The sequence below is a fragment of the Streptomyces sp. NPDC058985 genome (assembly GCF_042740985.1).
In the GTDB taxonomy this organism is placed as follows: Bacteria; Actinomycetota; Actinomycetes; order Streptomycetales; family Streptomycetaceae; genus Streptomyces.
This window is the reverse complement of record NZ_JBHYJX010000033.1, coordinates 79,701-94,105: the sequence shown is the minus strand read 5'-3', so window position 1 is coordinate 94,105 and position 14,405 is coordinate 79,701. Positions and strand designations below refer to the sequence as shown.

The window sequence follows — 14,405 nt, the reverse complement described above, 5'->3', positions numbered from 1 at the left end:
ATGATCCGCCGACCACCTAGATCTACACCATCGCAATCGTCGGCAGCGTCATTTGTTTATAACACACCGGCCATCAGGCAGCCGGGCGGCCCCCGGTACACAACCCCGGGCCCCGCCCTGAACGCTGCCGACTGCTGCGCCGTACTACCTACCGGACGTCGGTGCGCCGGCTCAGTTGTCGTCCTCGTCGATCAGGAACCCGCGCATCGGCGAGGGCGCCTGCCCCATCGGCGACGGGCCCTGCGGCCGTACCGGCGCCATCGGCTGGGTCATCGCCGGCGACATCTGCTGCTGGCCGCCGCCGTAGGACGGGCCGGACTGGCTCGGCCCACCGCCCATCGACTGGTTGCCGCCGTACGACGGGGCACTCGCGCCGGCCGGTGCCATCGAGGGCGCCGGGGACGGCGGCAGAGAGGCCGTCGCGGGCGTACGCGGCGGGGCGAGCGAGTCGTCCGCCTGGGTCTCCAGCTGACGCAGCTGCGACTCCAGGTACGACTTCAGTCGCGTCCGGTACTCGCGCTCGAAGCCGCGCAGGTCCTCGACCTTGCGCTCCAGCGTGGCGCGGGCGGACTCCAGGGAGCCCATCGCTACGCGGTGCTTCTCCTGCGCGTCCCGCTCCAGGGCGTCCGCCTTGGCACGGGCGTCCCGCTCCAGACCCTCGGCACGCGAACGCGCCTCGCCGACGATCTTGTTGGCCTCGGAACGGGCCTCGGCGATCGCCTGGTCGGCGGTCTGCTGGGCCAGCGACAGAACCCGGGCGGCGCTGTCGCCACCGGGGCCTCCCTGACCGGGCATGCCGCCGGGACCACCGGGACCCTGCGGACCGCCCATGGGGCCGCCCATCGGGCCGGGGCCCATCTGGCCCTGCATCGGACCGGGGCCGCCCTGGCCCATCGGTCCCGGACCCTGACCCATCGGGCCGGGGCCCTGCGGGCCACCCTGACCGCCGGGACCGGCGGGCAGCTGCGGGGCACCGCTCGGCAGCTGGGGCGGGCCACCCATGGGGCCACCCATCTGCTGCTGCGGCGGGCCCGATATGCCGGCGGGCACCGGAGCGCCGGGACCTCGCATGCCCTGCTGGGGCATACCGCCCTGCTGCGGCATCCCACCCTGCTGGGGCATCCCGCCCTGCTGCGGTGGGTGCTGCCCGTGCTGCTGGTCCTGCGGGGGTTCCGGAGGCTTGCGCATGTTCTGCTGGTTCTGCGCGGCCGCACGCGTCGCCGCGGCCAGCTTGGCGCGCAGGTCCTCGTTCTCGCGGAGCAGGCGGGTCAGTTCGGCTTCGACCTCATCGAGGAAGGCATCGACCTCGTCCTCGTCATAGCCTTCTCGGAGGCGGACGGTCGTGAACTGCTTGTTCCGCACGTCCTCGGGGGTCAACGGCATCTCTTCACCTCAACGTTGTCGTCGGCATTCGGCAAGCCCGTATCTCTCTCATCGTTCACAGCCGGCTCACGATGTGGATCAGGATGTAGACGATGATCATCAGTACGAAGAAGGACAGGTCGAGCGCCACGCCCCCGAGACGCAGCGGCGGGATGAACCGCCGCAGAAGCTTCAACGGTGGATCGGTGACAGTGTAGGTGGCCTCCAGAACGACCACCATCGCCTTGCCGGGTTGCCACGAGCGGGCGAACTGGAAGACGTAGTCCATGACCAACCGGAAGATGAGCACGATGAGGAAGCACATCAGCGCGATGTAGACGACATCCAGGACCACGCTCATGACTGGTGCTTCCCTCTCCCCTGAACCATCTCTCGGAACCGTCCTCGGATCCGTGTTCTTGCTCTGTACCGGTGGTGCGTCTCAGCTCTGGTTGAAGAACCCGCCCTCTGCGATGCGGGCCTTGTCCTCCGCCGTGACATCGACGTTAGCAGGAGACAGCAGGAACACCTTCTGCGTCACCCGCTCGATACTGCCGTGAAGACCAAACACCAAACCGGCCGCAAAGTCGACAAGTCGCTTCGCATCTGTGTCATCCATCTCAGTGAGATTCATGATCACCGGAGTGCCCTCACGGAAGTGTTCCCCGATGGTACGGGCCTCGTTGTAGGTCCGGGGGTGAAGCGTGGTGATGCGGTAGGGCTCTCGTTCGGACACGACCTTGGGCATGATGACCGGTGCGCTCTTTTCCAGGCTTGCGCGTTCTTGTGTGATGGACGCCACGGGCGCGATCCGCGCCGGGCGCGCGGATTCCGCCGCGAGCGAAGTGGCACGGGGCATCGGCTCGCGCTGCGCGGGCGGTTGCACGACTCGTACCTCTTCGTCCCTTTGGGGCTGATGTGAACCGTGCGACTGATGTGCCGGTTCGTGTCGCCGGTGGTCCCGCTCGGGCTCCGGGTCCAGTTCCGGTTCGAAGTCGTCGTCGGGGTCGAACCCCCGGCCGTCGTAACCATCGTCCTCCACGAGGCCGAGGTAGACCGCCATCTTGCGCATCGCGCCGGCCATGCTCTGAGTCCTCCGCTCTGTGGTGGATCGGCTGACGACTGCCAAGTGCCTGCGATCCACGAGGTCGTTGCGTCCGCCTTTCGGCGGTAATGACCATATTTTCTGCTGTGGTCCGACTTCTTGGCGACGTTACCCGAGCCTGGGGCGGACTCCGAGTACCGCAGTGCCGACGCGTACATGTGTCGCTCCGGCGGCCACGGCCTGTTCGAGGTCCGCACTCATGCCTGCGGAGACCATGTTCGCAGCCGGATGGGCTCGGCGCACGCAGGTCGACAATTCCATGAGGCGCTCGAACGCGGCCTGTTGGCGCCCCGCGTACTCGCCGGTGAGGGGGGCCACCGTCATCAGCCCGTCGAGCCGCAGCCCCTCGGCCCCCGCGACGAGGCCGGCCAACTCCTCGACCCCGGCGGGCGAGACGCCACCGCGCTCCCCGCGCTCGCGCTCCCCCGCGTCGAGCGCCACCTGGAGGAGACAGCCCACCTCGCGGCCGGCCCGCACGGCCTCCTTCGACAGGGCCGTGACGAGCCGGGCCCGGTCGATGGACTGCACCACATCCGCGTACCCGACCACGGAACGCACCTTGTTGGTCTGCAACTGACCGACGAAGTGCCAGGAAAGCGGCAGGTCCGCGCAGGCGGCGGCCTTCGGTGCAGCGTCCTGGTCACGGTTCTCGGCGACGTGCCGCACACCGAGTCCGGAGAGAATGCGCACATCGTCCGCCGGATAGGTCTTGGTGACCACGATGAGGGTGACCTCGTCGCGGGGGCGGCCGGCGGCCGCGCAGGCGGCGCTGATGCGCTCCTCCACCTTCGCCAGGTTGGCGGCGATTTCGTGCTTACGGTCCGTCATGCCCCATCAGTCCAGCCAGACATAGCTCGCGAGCCGCCCGGTGGTGCGGTCGCGTCGGTACGAGAAGTGGTCCCGCGACTCCCGGGTGCACACCGGCGACCCCACCAGGTCGCGCACCCCGAGCCGTTCGAGCTGCGCGTGCACGCCCGCGGCCACGTCGACCGCCGAGGTTCCCCAGCTCGTCTCGGCGTGCGCGGCCGGTTCGGCGGCGGCCACGTCGGCCCGCATCTCCTCGGGTACCTCGTAGCACCGGCCGCACACGGCGGGTCCGGTGCGGGCGACGATCCGGGCGGGGTCCGCGCCGAGCCCGGCCATCGCCCGTACGGCCGTGGGGACGACCCCGGCGACCAGGCCGGGCCGGCCCGCGTGGGCCGCGGCGGCGACACCGGCGACCGGGTCGGCGAGCAGCACCGGCACGCAGTCGGCGGTGAGGACGGCGAGAGGGAGACCGCGTTCGGCGGTGACGACCGCGTCGACCCGCGGGACCGGGGTGTCGCCCCAGGGACCGTCGACGACGGCGACGTCGGCGCCGTGCACCTGGTTCATCCAGACCACCCGGTCAGGGTCCACGCCCAGTGACTTGGCGGCCAGCTCCCGGTTGGCCGTGACGGCGCCGGGGTCGTCACCGACCGCGCCCCCGAGATTGAGCTCCTCGTACGGAACGGCGCTCACTCCGCCCCACCGGTCGGTGAAGCCGAAGTGCGCGCCGTTCACGGTGTCGCGCTGTCCTATCACTTCAGGAAGTCCGGCACGTCCAGTTCCTCGGCCGCGCTGTCCGAGTAGGTCCGCGACGGCGGGACCGGCGGCGGGGAGACCTGCGGCAGGTCGGCGACCGGCTCGGGCGCGGGCGCCTGCTCCGGCTCCTCCTTCGGCTTCACGCTGCCGAGCGAGCCGAAGGACGGACGGCTGTCGCTCTGCCGTGCCGGGGTGGGCTCCTCGCGCTTGGCCGAGGAGGAGCCGAGGACGTTGTCCCGCTTGGACGGCGGCTGGCCCCCGTCGAAGCCGGCCGCGATCACGGTGACCCGCACCTCGTCGCCGAGCGCGTCGTCGATGACCGCGCCGAAGATGATGTTGGCCTCGGGGTGGGCGGCCTCGCTGACCAGCTGGGCGGCCTCGTTGATCTCGAACAGGCCGAGGTCGGAACCGCCGGAGATGGAGAGCAGGACGCCCCGGGCGCCGTCGATGGACGCCTCCAGGAGCGGCGAGGAGATCGCCATCTCGGCGGCGGCCACCGCGCGGTCGTCGCCGCGGGCCGAGCCGATGCCCATGAGGGCGGAGCCGGCCTCGGACATGACCGACTTGACGTCGGCGAAGTCCAGGTTGATCAGGCCGGGCGTGGTGATCAGGTCGGTGATGCCCTGCACACCGGAGAGCAGCACCTGGTCGGCGGACTTGAACGCGTCGAGCACGCTGACCTGGCGGTCCGAGATGGACAGCAGCCGGTCGTTGGGGATGACGATGAGGGTGTCGACCTCTTCGCGGAGTTCGGCGATGCCGTCCTCGGCCTGGTTGGCCCGGCGCCGTCCCTCGAAGGTGAAGGGGCGGGTGACCACGCCGATGGTGAGGGCGCCCAGCGAGCGGGCGATGTTGGCCACGACGGGCGCGCCGCCGGTGCCGGTGCCGCCGCCTTCTCCGGCTGTCACGAAGACCATGTCGGCCCCCTTGAGGACCTCCTCGATCTCCTCGCGGTGGTCCTCGGCGGCCTTGCGGCCGACGGCCGGGTTGGCTCCGGCGCCGAGTCCGCGGGTGAGTTCGCGGCCGACGTCGAGCTTGACGTCGGCGTCGCTCATCAACAGCGCCTGCGCGTCGGTGTTGATGGCGATGAACTCGACGCCCTTGAGACCGACCTCGATCATCCGGTTGATGGCATTGACACCACCGCCGCCGACACCGATGACTTTGATGACTGCGAGGTAGTTCTGCGGTGCTGCCACGTCGAAGGCCTCTCGCCTCGAGTTACGTGTCGCCCGGTCACCGAAGCACTGATGCCCCCGCGACCCGACGACTGATGCCGATTGGGACGGTCCGTAGTGCCGACCCGAACCCTAACGCTGAAGTTTAGGGTTACCAGTGTGTCTGTTCCTTGGAGTCTTCTGAACAGGACACTAAGTCGACAAGTGGCGCACGTTCAACGAACACGCCGAACCTCCCGTTTTTCTTTTCACCCTATGTGATCAGCCGTAGCGCTGCCCAGCCAGGGTGCTGGCCTGCACGGATACCCGTCAACTCGCCGATGACGCGGGGGCGGTGGGAACACTCACGTCGAAGTGGTGCGCCTTGGGCGTCGCTTTCATCAGCGCGGTGAGCGCACGGGCTTTGTCCGTACCCTGTTCGCCGCTCCCCCACGCCACGGTCCGCTCGCCGCTCAACTCCAGTGAGATGTCGTCGTAGGAACGGACCTTGACGAGGCGTGCGTCCCGGGCGACCGCGTCCGGGAGACGGCCCGCCACCCGTACCGCCTCCCGCACCAGACGGTCCTCGTCGAAGCGGCGCAGACTCGGCCCCGCCGAGCCGGAACGGTCGGGCTCCAATTCCAGTGCCGGCACGCCTTTGGGCGCCCGGGAAACCGTGGCGAATCGGACGCCTTCATCGTCCACTTCCACGAAGTTTTTACCCTTTTGGACAATCAGAACCGGGGTGCGCTCCGTCACTTTCAGTCCGATTCCGTGCGGCCAGGAACGCTCGACGTCGACCTCGTCAATGCGGGGCAATTTCCGGCGCAGTCGCGCCTCGACCGCCTCGGTGTCGACGGAGACCAGGGGTTCACCGACGGGCACGTCGGCGGCCTCGCGCACCTGTGCGGCGGTGAGAACCCGTGTTCCGGAGACCGACACGCCGTCCACGCGGGTCCAGTTCGAGCCGTAGAGCACCCAGACGGTGCCGCCCGCGACCAGGGCGAGGGAGACGGCCGTGATGATGATCGTACGAAGACGGGGCGGGCCGAACCGGCGCGCGCGGGGCGGGCCGGACGACTCCTGCTGGCGTTCCCCGCGCTCGGCGGTGGTCGGTCCGGCCACGCTCCCTGCCTTCCGTCAGTCTCTAGCGGTGGGCACGGGCGGCGATCGCCTCGTACACCATGCCGACGAGCAGGTCGTCGGCGTCCCGGCGGCCGAACTCGGCGGCGGCGCGGGACATCTCGTACAGCCGGTGCGGATCGGCGAGCACCGGCAGGACGTTCTGCTGGAGCCACTCGGGCGTCAGTTCCGCGTCGTCGACCAGCAGTCCGCCGCCGGCCTTGACCACCGGCTGGGCGTTGAGCCGCTGTTCGCCGTTGCCGATGGGCAGCGGGACGTAGGCGGCCGGGAGCCCGACGGCGGAGAGTTCGGCGACGGTCATCGCGCCCGCGCGGCAGAGCATCATGTCGGCGGCGGCGTACGCGAGGTCCATCCGGTCCAGATAACTTACCGGGATGTACGGGGGCATCCCCGGCATCTGGTGGACCTGCGGCAGTTCGTTCTTGGGTCCGACCGCGTGCAGGATCTGGATGCCCGCCTGCTGGAGCCAGGGCGCGACCTGCTGGATGACCTCGTTGAGCCGGCGGGCGCCCTGCGAGCCGCCGGTGACCAGCAGGGTCGGCAGGTTGGGGTCGAGCCCGAACATCGCGCGGGCCTCGGGGCGGGCGGCGGCCCGGTCCAGGGTGGCGATGGAGCGGCGCAGCGGGATGCCGATGTAGCGGGAGTTGCGCAGTTTGCTGTCGGGGGTGGAGACGGCGACCTGGCTGGCGTAGCGCGAGCCGATCTTGTTGGCCAGCCCGGGGCGGGCGTTGGCCTCGTGCACGACGATCGGCACGCCGAGCCGCTTGGCCGCGAGGTAGGCGGGCAGGGCGACGTAGCCGCCGAAGCCGGCCACGGCGTCCGCCTTGGTGCGCTCCAGGATCTGCTCGGTCGCCTTGATCGTCCCGCGCAGCCGGCCCGGGACGGTGATCAGCTCGGGGGTGGGCTTGCGCGGCAGCGGTACGGCCGGGATCAGCGCCAGCTCGTAACCCCGCTCGGGCACCAGGCGGGTCTCCAGGCCGCGTTCCGTGCCCAGGGCCGTGATCCCCACGGTCGGATCCTGCCTGCGCAGGGCGTCCGCGAGGGCGAGCGCGGGCTCGATGTGGCCCGCGGTTCCTCCGCCGGCGAGTACGACATGCACCGAAATTCACCGCTCTCCGGACGAACGCGCCGCCGAGGCACGCCGTCGCATCGTGTTCCAACTCCGGGGGCTCCGCTTGGTTCCGGGACCCCTGGCCCCCCGCTTTCTACCAAAGCGAGGTTGCCGCAACGCAAGCGCCGCCCGCGCACCGGGTTCGTCTCGCGCGAAGGCGATCAGCAGACCGATGGCGAACATGGTCGGCAGCAGGGCGGAACCGCCGTAGGAGAACAGCGGGAGCGGGACACCGGCGATCGGCAGCAGCCCGAGGACCGCACCGATGTTGATCACGGCCTGGGCCGTGATCCAGGTGGTCACGCCTCCCGCGGCATACCTCACGAACGGGTCCTCCGTGCGTCCGGCCACGCGGATACCCGCATAGCCTAGAGCCGCGAAGAGGGCGAGCACCGACAGCGTCCCCGCCAGGCCCAGTTCCTCACCGGTGACGGCGAAGATGAAGTCGGTGTGGGCCTCGGGGAGTTGGCCCCATTTCTCCACACTGGCACCGAGCCCGGAGCCGAACAGCCCGCCCGAGGCGAGGGCGTAGATGCCGTGCACGGCCTGCCAGCAGGAGTCGCCGGGGCCCGGGTCGGTGGCACCGAGGCAGTTGAGCCGGGCCATGCGGTTGGGGCTGGTCTTGATGAGGATGAAGCCGAGCAGCGCGGCGATGGACAGCACGCCGGCGAAGAGCCGGGTGGGCGCGCCCGCCAGCCAGAGCAGCCCGAACAGGATCGCCGTCAGGATGATCGCCGTGCCCATGTCGCCGCCGATCATGATCAGCCCGAGCAGCATGAACGCGGCCGGGGCCAGCGGCACCAGCATGTGCTTCCACTGGGTCAGCAGCCTCTTGTCCTGCTTGCGGGCCAGCAGGTCCGCGCCCCACAGCACCAGGGCCAGCTTGCCGAACTCGCTGGGCTGGATCTGGAAGGAGCCGCCGAGCGCGATCCAGTTCTGGTTGCCGTTGACCGCGACTCCTATCCCCGGTACCTGCACCAGGATCATCAGGAAGACGGCACCGGCGAGGATCGGGTAGGCCAGCGCGCGGTGCAGCTTCACCGGCATCCGCATGGCGGCCGCGAGCAGTCCGGCGCCGATCAGGGCGGCCAGGGCCTGCTTGCGGAAGAAGTAGGAGCCGGGCAGCGACAGCTGGAGCGCGGTGATCTGGGAGGCCGAGTAGACCATCACCAGGCCGAGGACGGTGATCAGCGCGCTGCCGCCGAAGATCAGGTAGTACGCGGTCAGCGGCCGGTCCCAGGCGCGGCGCAGGCGCAGGTACAGGCGGAGCACCGGGTTCTCGTGCCGCGGCCCCGGCGCCACGGGTCGCCTGGCGGCCCGCTGTACGGGCGGACGTCCGGTACGGCTCTGGGGACTACCGGGCATCGCTGCCTCCGCTGTACGTCGGCATGGACCGTCCCACGCGTCCTCCCCGAGTTCGCCCGGCGCGGGAGGCGGCCGGGTCAGGCGCCGAGTTCGCGAACGGCCTGTGCGAACGCGTCGCCGCGCTTGTTGTAGTTGGTGAACATGTCCATGGAGGCACAGGCCGGGGCCAGCAGGACCGTGTCGCCGGGCCGGGCGAGTCGCTGGGCTTCCTGGACGGCCTGGAGCATCGCCCCAGTGTCGGTCCGGCCGAGGTCGACCACGGGTACTTCGGGGGCGTGTCGCGCCAGGGCTTCGCGGATCAGGGCGCGGTCGGCGCCGATGAGGACCGCCCCGCGCAGCCGCTTGGCCGCGCCCGTGACCAGTTCGTCGAAGGTCGCGCCCTTGGCCAGCCCGCCGGCGATCCAGACGATCGACTCGTACGCCGCCAAGGACGCCTCGGTGGCATGGGTGTTGGTGGCCTTGGAGTCGTCCACGTACGCGACCCCGTCGACGTCGGCGACGTGCGCGATGCGGTGGGCGTCGGGCGTGAAGGCCCGCAGCCCGTCCCGTACGGCCGCGGCGGAGACGCCGAAGGCGCGGGCGAGGCCGGCGGCGGCCAGGGCGTTGGCGATGTTGTGCGGGGCCGGCGGGTCGACGTCCGAGACCTCGGCCAGTTCCTGGGCGTTCTTCTGCCGGTCCTCGACGAAGGCGCGGTCGACCAGGATGCCGTCGACGACGCCGAGTTGGGAGGGTGCCGGGGAGCCGAGGGTGAAGCCGACGGCCCGGCAGCCCTCCTCGACGTCGGCCTCGCGGACCAGGTCCTCGGTGGCCTTGTCGGCGGCGTTGTAGACGCAGGCGACGCGGTTGCCCTCGTAGATCCGGCCCTTGTCGGCGGCGTAGGCCTCCATGGAGCCGTGCCAGTCGAGGTGGTCGGGGGCGAGGTTGAGCACGACGGCCGAGTGGGCGCGCAGGGAGGGCGCCCAGTGGAGCTGGTAGCTGGACAGCTCCACGGCCAGGACGTCGTACTCCTCGTCGCCGGTGACCGCGTCCAGCAGGGAGACGCCGATGTTGCCGACGGCGGCGGTGCGCAGGCCGGCCGCCTTCAGGATCGACGCCAGCATCTGGACGGTGGTGGTCTTGCCGTTGGTGCCGGTGACCGCGAGCCAGGGCGCCGCCTTCCGGCCGTCCCGGCCGCGCAGGCGCCAGGCCAGTTCGACGTCGCCCCAGACGGGGACACCGGCCTCGTGGGCCGCGGTGAACAGCGGCTTGTCCGGCTTCCAGCCCGGCGCGGTGACGATCAGCTCGGTGCCCTCGGGCAGGGTCGCTCCGTCGCCGAGGCGCACGGTGACGCCGAGCGCCTCCAGCTCCGCCGCCTGCGCCCGCGCGCGCTCGTCGTCGCCGTCGTTGACGACGGTGACGCGCGCGCCGAGCCCGTGCAGGACCTTGGCGGCCGGGACACCGGAGACGCCGAGGCCGGCGACGGTGACGTGCTTGCCCTGGAAGTCGAAAGGCACCGAGGAGTCGGTCACTTGTCCGCTGCCCATCCCGCGTAGAAGAGGCCCAGTCCGACGATCACACAGATGCCCTGGATGATCCAGAAACGGACCACGACAAGGACCTCGGACCAGCCCTTGAGTTCGAAGTGGTGCTGGAGTGGCGCCATCCGGAAGACCCGCTTGCCGGTCAGCCGGAAGGAGCCGACCTGGATGACCACCGACATGGTGATCAGGACGAACAGGCCGCCGAGGATGGCCATCAGCAGCTCGGTGCGCGAGCAGATCGCCAGACCCGCGAGCACACCGCCGAGCGCGAGCGAACCGGTGTCGCCCATGAAGATCTTGGCCGGCGAGGTGTTCCACCACAGGAAGCCGAGGCAGGCGCCCATCAGCGCGGACGCGACCACGGCGAGGTCGAGGGGGTCTCTCACCTCGTAGCAGGCGCCCGGGTTGGTCAGGGTCAGCGCGTTGGCGCAGGACTCCTGGAACTGCCAGACGCCGATGAAAGTGTAGGCACCGAAGACCAGGACGGAGGCGCCGGTGGCCAGGCCGTCCAGGCCGTCGGTCAGGTTCACGCCGTTCGACATCGCGAGGATCATGAACAGCGCCCAGATGACGAACAGCACCGGGCCGATCGACCAGCCGAAGTCGGTGATGAACGACAGCTTGGTCGAGGCCGGGGTGTTGCCGCGGTTGTCCGCGAACTGCAGCGAGAGCACCGCGAAGCCGATGCCGACGATCAGCTGGCCGGCCATCTTCGCCTTGGCCCGCAGGCCCAGCGACCGCCTCTTGACGATCTTGATGTAGTCGTCGAGGAAGCCGACCAGGCCCATGCCCACCATCAGGCCGAGCACCAGCAGGCCCGAGAAGGTCGGGCCCGCGTCGACGTTCGGGTCGGGCTCCAGGTAGCTGGTGATCACCTTGGCCAGGAAGTAGGCGGCGACCGTGGCGAGGATGAAGGCGATACCGCCCATCGTCGGCGTACCGCGCTTGCTGGCGTGCTCGCGCGGTCCGTCGTCGCGGATGTACTGGCCGTAGCCCTTGCGGGCCAGCAGCTTGATCAGCAGCGGGGTGCCGACCAGCGTCAGGAAGAGGCCGATGACGCCCGCGAACAGGATCTGCTTCATCATCGGACGGCAACCTCACCCTCGGTGCCGGTCTCCAGCAGCGCCGTGGCGACGCTCTCCAGACCCACCGAACGGGACGCCTTCACGAGCACGACGTCCCCCGGGCGCAACTCGCTGCGCAACAGGTCGACCGCCGCCTGTGCGTCGGACACGTGCACCGACTCCTCACCCCACGAACCCTCGTTATATGCGCCCAGTTGCAGCCATTGGGCTTCCCTGCCCCCGACCGCGACGAGCTTGCTGACGTTGAGCCGGACGGCGAGCCGTCCGACCGCGTCGTGCTCGGCGAGCGCCTCGTCCCCGAGCTCGGCCATCTTGCCGAGCACCGCCCACGTACGGCGCCCCTTGCCGATGGCCACCAGCGCGCGCAGCGCGGCTTTCATGGACTCGGGGTTCGCGTTGTAGGCGTCGTTGACGACCGTCACGCCGTCCGGGCGCTCGGTGACCTCCATCCGCCAGCGGGAGAGGGAGTCCGCTTCGGAGAGCGCGGTGGCGATCTCGTCTGCGGACATGCCCAACTCGTGGGCGACGGCGGCCGCGGCGAGCGCGTTCGACACGTGGTGCTCACCGTACAGGCGCATGGTCACATCGCTTGCACCGGAGGGTGTGTGAAGCCTGAACGAAGGCTGTCCGGTGTCCGTGAGTCGCACGTTCTCGGCGCGAACGTCCGCTTCGTCGGACTCTCCGAAAAGGATCACCTTCGCCTTCGTCCGGGAGGCCATGGCCCGTACGAGAGGGTCGTCCGCGTTGAGGATCGCGGCACCGCCCTCCTCGGCCGGCGGCAGCGCCTCGACGAGTTCGCCCTTGGCCTGGGCGATCTGCTCCCGGCCGCCGAACTCGCCGATGTGCGCGGAGCCGACGTTGAGGACGAGGCCGACCTTCGGCGGGGTCAGCTCGCAGAGGTACCGGATGTGGCCGATGCCCCGGGCGCCCATCTCCAGGACGAGGAACCTGGTCTCCTCGGTGGCGGTGAGCGCGGTGAGCGGCAGCCCGATCTCGTTGTTGAGGGAGCCGGGCGTGAAGACCGTGGGCGCCTTGCGCCGCAGCACCTGGGCGATGAGGTCCTTGGTACTGGTCTTGCCGGCGGACCCGGTGAGGGCGACGAGCGTGGTGCCGAGGCGGCGTACGACGTGCCGGGCGAGGGCGCCGAGGGCGGCCTGGACGTCGTCCACGACGATCGCGGGCACGCCGACGGGGCGGGAGCCGAGCACGGCCACCGCCCCCGCCTCGACGACCGCGGCGGCGAAGTCGTGGCCGTCCACCCGTTCGCCGACGAAGGCGACGAAGAGGCTGCCCGGCCCCGCTTCCCGGGAGTCCCGGACGACGGGGCCGGTGACCTGCGCGGACGCGTCCGGTATGTCGTGCATCCGCCCGCCGACGACTTCTGCGATCTCGGCGAGAGAGAGGGTGATCACAAGTTCGTCCCCTGGATCAGGATCAGGATCGGCTGGATCATTCGGGATCTCATCCTTGGGCTTTCTTGATGGCTGCGCGCAGCACCTCGCGGTCGTCGAAGGGACGGACCACCCCGGCGATGTCCTGGCCCTGCTCGTGGCCCTTGCCCGCCACCAGCACCGTGTCGCCGGGCTCGGCCCGGGCGACGGCGGCGGCGATGGCGGCGGCCCGGTCCTCGAAGACCTGCACCTCGCCGCGCTCGTGGGCGGGCACGGAGGCCGCGCCCTGGAGCATGGTGGCGAGGATCGCGAGCGGGTCCTCGGAGCGGGGGTTGTCGGAGGTCAGTACGGCCGTGTCGGCGAACCGCGCCACGGCGGCGCCCATCGGCTCGCGCTTGGTGGTGTCCCGGTCGCCGCCGCAGCCGAGCACGGCGTGCAGCTTGCCCTCGGTCACCTTGCGCAGGGCCCGCAGGACCGACTCGACGGCGTCGGTCTTGTGGGCGTAGTCGACCACCGCGAAGTACGGCTGGCCCTCGTCCACGCGCTCCAGGCGGCCCGGCACCCCCGGCACCGCGGCGACGCCGTCGGCGGCCTCGTGCGGGTCCAGGCCGGCGGCGGCCAGGGCGACGATCGCGGCGAGGGTGTTGGCCACGTTGAACGGGCCGGCCAGCGGCGACTTGGCGGTCACGCGCTCGCCCTTGGGCCCCAGCACGGTGAACGTGGAGTCCAGCGGGCCGACCTCGACCTCGTCGGCGCGCCAGTCCGCGTCGGGGTGGCCCTCGGCGGAGTAGGTGACGACCGGGACGGTGGCCTCGTTGGCGAGGCGGCGCCCGTACTCGTCGTCCACGTTGACCACGCCGAGCTTGCTGCGCTCCGGCGTGAACAGCTGCGCCTTGGCCTGGAAGTAGTCCTCCATACCGGAGTGGAACTCCATGTGCTCCGGGCTCAGGTTGGTGAAGACCGCGATGTCGAAGACGCAGGCGTCGACGCGGCCCAGCACCAGGGCGTGGCTGGAGACCTCCATGGCGACCGCCTCGGTGCCGCGCTCGCGCATCACCGCGAACAGCGCCTGGAGGTCGGTGGCCTCGGGCGTGGTGCGCACGGACTTGATGCGCTCGTCGCCGATGCGCATCTCGACCGTGCCGATGAGGCCGGTGGACTTCGCCGTGCGCAGACCGCCCTCGACGAGGTAGGCGGTGGTGGTCTTGCCGGAGGTGCCGGTGATGCCGATCTGGAGCAGGTCGCGGCCGGGGTGGCCGTAGATCGTGGCCGCCAACTCCCCCATCCGCGCCCGCGGGTCGTCGACGACGAGCGTCGGCAGGCCGGCGGCGGCGGCGGCGCGCTCGGCGCCGGACGGGTCGGTCAGCACGGCGACGGCGCCGAGGCCCTCGGCCTGGGTGGCGAAGTCGGCGCCGTGCAGGCGGGCGCCGGGCAGGGCGGCGTACAGGTCACCGGGGCGGACGGCGCGGGAGTCGTGGGTGATGCCCGTGACTCCCGCGGTGCTGTCCGGCGCGGCGACACCCAGCTGATCGGCGAGTTCCGCGAGGGGCGTGGCGGAGATCCGCACCGGCCGGGGCGGTCCCGGGTATGTCACGGGTTGGCC

General features: G+C 70.6%; 13 protein-coding genes. All 13 read right to left on the bottom strand.

What is annotated here, in order from left to right; all coding sequences use genetic code 11:
* Positions 1–171 precede the first annotated feature (171 nt).
* The 13 genes from divIVA to ACFW01_RS25965 all read right to left on the bottom strand — a co-directional run bounded on the left by divIVA (position 172) and on the right by ACFW01_RS25965 (position 14,396).
* Entirely contained in the window at positions 172–1,383 is a 1,212-nt protein-coding gene (divIVA, locus tag ACFW01_RS26025) for an apical growth/hyphal branching protein DivIVA (RefSeq protein ID WP_234953730.1), read from the bottom strand.
* Positions 1,384–1,438: 55 nt separating this feature from the next.
* Positions 1,439–1,723 carry a YggT family protein gene (locus tag ACFW01_RS26020; protein ID WP_122614930.1) on the bottom strand — a complete coding sequence of 95 codons (285 nt, stop codon included), beginning with the start codon at positions 1,721–1,723 and terminating at the stop codon, positions 1,439–1,441.
* An 81-nt stretch (positions 1,724–1,804) separates the two neighbouring features.
* A complete protein-coding gene (locus ACFW01_RS26015; protein ID WP_384507115.1) occupies positions 1,805–2,446 on the bottom strand; it encodes a cell division protein SepF in 642 nt (213 codons plus the stop codon).
* Positions 2,447–2,575: 129 nt separating this feature from the next.
* Positions 2,576–3,295 (bottom strand): YggS family pyridoxal phosphate-dependent enzyme, encoded by a 720-nt coding sequence (locus ACFW01_RS26010; RefSeq protein WP_384507112.1) that lies wholly within the window; start codon positions 3,293–3,295, stop codon positions 2,576–2,578.
* A gap of 6 nt (positions 3,296–3,301) precedes the next feature.
* Complete coding sequence (gene pgeF, locus ACFW01_RS26005) at positions 3,302–4,030, bottom strand: peptidoglycan editing factor PgeF (protein WP_384507109.1); 729 nt, start codon at positions 4,028–4,030, stop codon at positions 3,302–3,304.
* Positions 4,027–5,229: a cell division protein FtsZ gene (gene ftsZ, locus ACFW01_RS26000; RefSeq protein WP_161330395.1), complete on the bottom strand. Its 1,203-nt coding sequence runs from the start codon at positions 5,227–5,229 to the stop codon at positions 4,027–4,029. The genes pgeF and ftsZ overlap by 4 nt, the downstream gene beginning before the upstream one ends.
* Before the next feature lie 288 nt (positions 5,230–5,517).
* On the bottom strand, positions 5,518–6,312 hold the full coding sequence (gene ftsQ, locus ACFW01_RS25995) for a cell division protein FtsQ (protein ID WP_384507105.1): 795 nt from the start codon (positions 6,310–6,312) through the stop codon (positions 5,518–5,520).
* A 22-nt stretch (positions 6,313–6,334) separates the two neighbouring features.
* Positions 6,335–7,429, bottom strand: coding sequence for an undecaprenyldiphospho-muramoylpentapeptide beta-N-acetylglucosaminyltransferase (murG, locus tag ACFW01_RS25990; protein ID WP_064727427.1), 1,095 nt, complete (start codon positions 7,427–7,429; stop codon positions 6,335–6,337).
* A 6-nt stretch (positions 7,430–7,435) separates the two neighbouring features.
* Complete coding sequence (gene ftsW, locus ACFW01_RS25985; protein WP_234953743.1) at positions 7,436–8,806, bottom strand: putative lipid II flippase FtsW; 1,371 nt, start codon at positions 8,804–8,806, stop codon at positions 7,436–7,438.
* Between the two features lie 77 nt (positions 8,807–8,883).
* Positions 8,884–10,299, bottom strand: a complete 1,416-nt coding sequence (murD, locus tag ACFW01_RS25980; RefSeq protein WP_384507136.1) for a UDP-N-acetylmuramoyl-L-alanine--D-glutamate ligase — start codon at positions 10,297–10,299, stop codon at positions 8,884–8,886.
* 11 nt (positions 10,300–10,310) lie between these two features.
* On the bottom strand, positions 10,311–11,408 hold the full coding sequence (gene mraY / locus ACFW01_RS25975) for a phospho-N-acetylmuramoyl-pentapeptide-transferase (RefSeq protein WP_234954647.1): 1,098 nt from the start codon (positions 11,406–11,408) through the stop codon (positions 10,311–10,313).
* Positions 11,408–12,823, bottom strand: coding sequence for a UDP-N-acetylmuramoyl-tripeptide--D-alanyl-D-alanine ligase (gene murF / locus ACFW01_RS25970; RefSeq protein WP_234953745.1), 1,416 nt, complete (start codon positions 12,821–12,823; stop codon positions 11,408–11,410). Before murF ends, mraY begins: the two co-directional genes overlap by 1 nt.
* 49 nt (positions 12,824–12,872) lie before the next feature.
* Entirely contained in the window at positions 12,873–14,396 is a 1,524-nt protein-coding gene (locus ACFW01_RS25965; protein ID WP_234953747.1) for a UDP-N-acetylmuramoyl-L-alanyl-D-glutamate--2,6-diaminopimelate ligase, read from the bottom strand.
* Positions 14,397–14,405 lie beyond the last annotated feature (9 nt).

Coding starts and splice junctions, on each gene's coding strand:
- divIVA (WP_234953730.1), bottom strand. CDS start 1,383: ATGCCGTTGACCCCCGAGGACGTGCGGAACAAGCAGTTCACGACCGTC.
- ACFW01_RS26020 (WP_122614930.1), bottom strand. CDS start 1,723: ATGAGCGTGGTCCTGGATGTCGTCTACATCGCGCTGATGTGCTTCCTC.
- ACFW01_RS26015 (WP_384507115.1), bottom strand. CDS start 2,446: ATGGCCGGCGCGATGCGCAAGATGGCGGTCTACCTCGGCCTCGTGGAG.
- ACFW01_RS26010 (WP_384507112.1), bottom strand. CDS start 3,295: ATGACGGACCGTAAGCACGAAATCGCCGCCAACCTGGCGAAGGTGGAG.
- ftsW (WP_234953743.1), bottom strand. CDS start 8,806: ATGCCCGGTAGTCCCCAGAGCCGTACCGGACGTCCGCCCGTACAGCGG.
- mraY (WP_234954647.1), bottom strand. CDS start 11,408: ATGAAGCAGATCCTGTTCGCGGGCGTCATCGGCCTCTTCCTGACGCTG.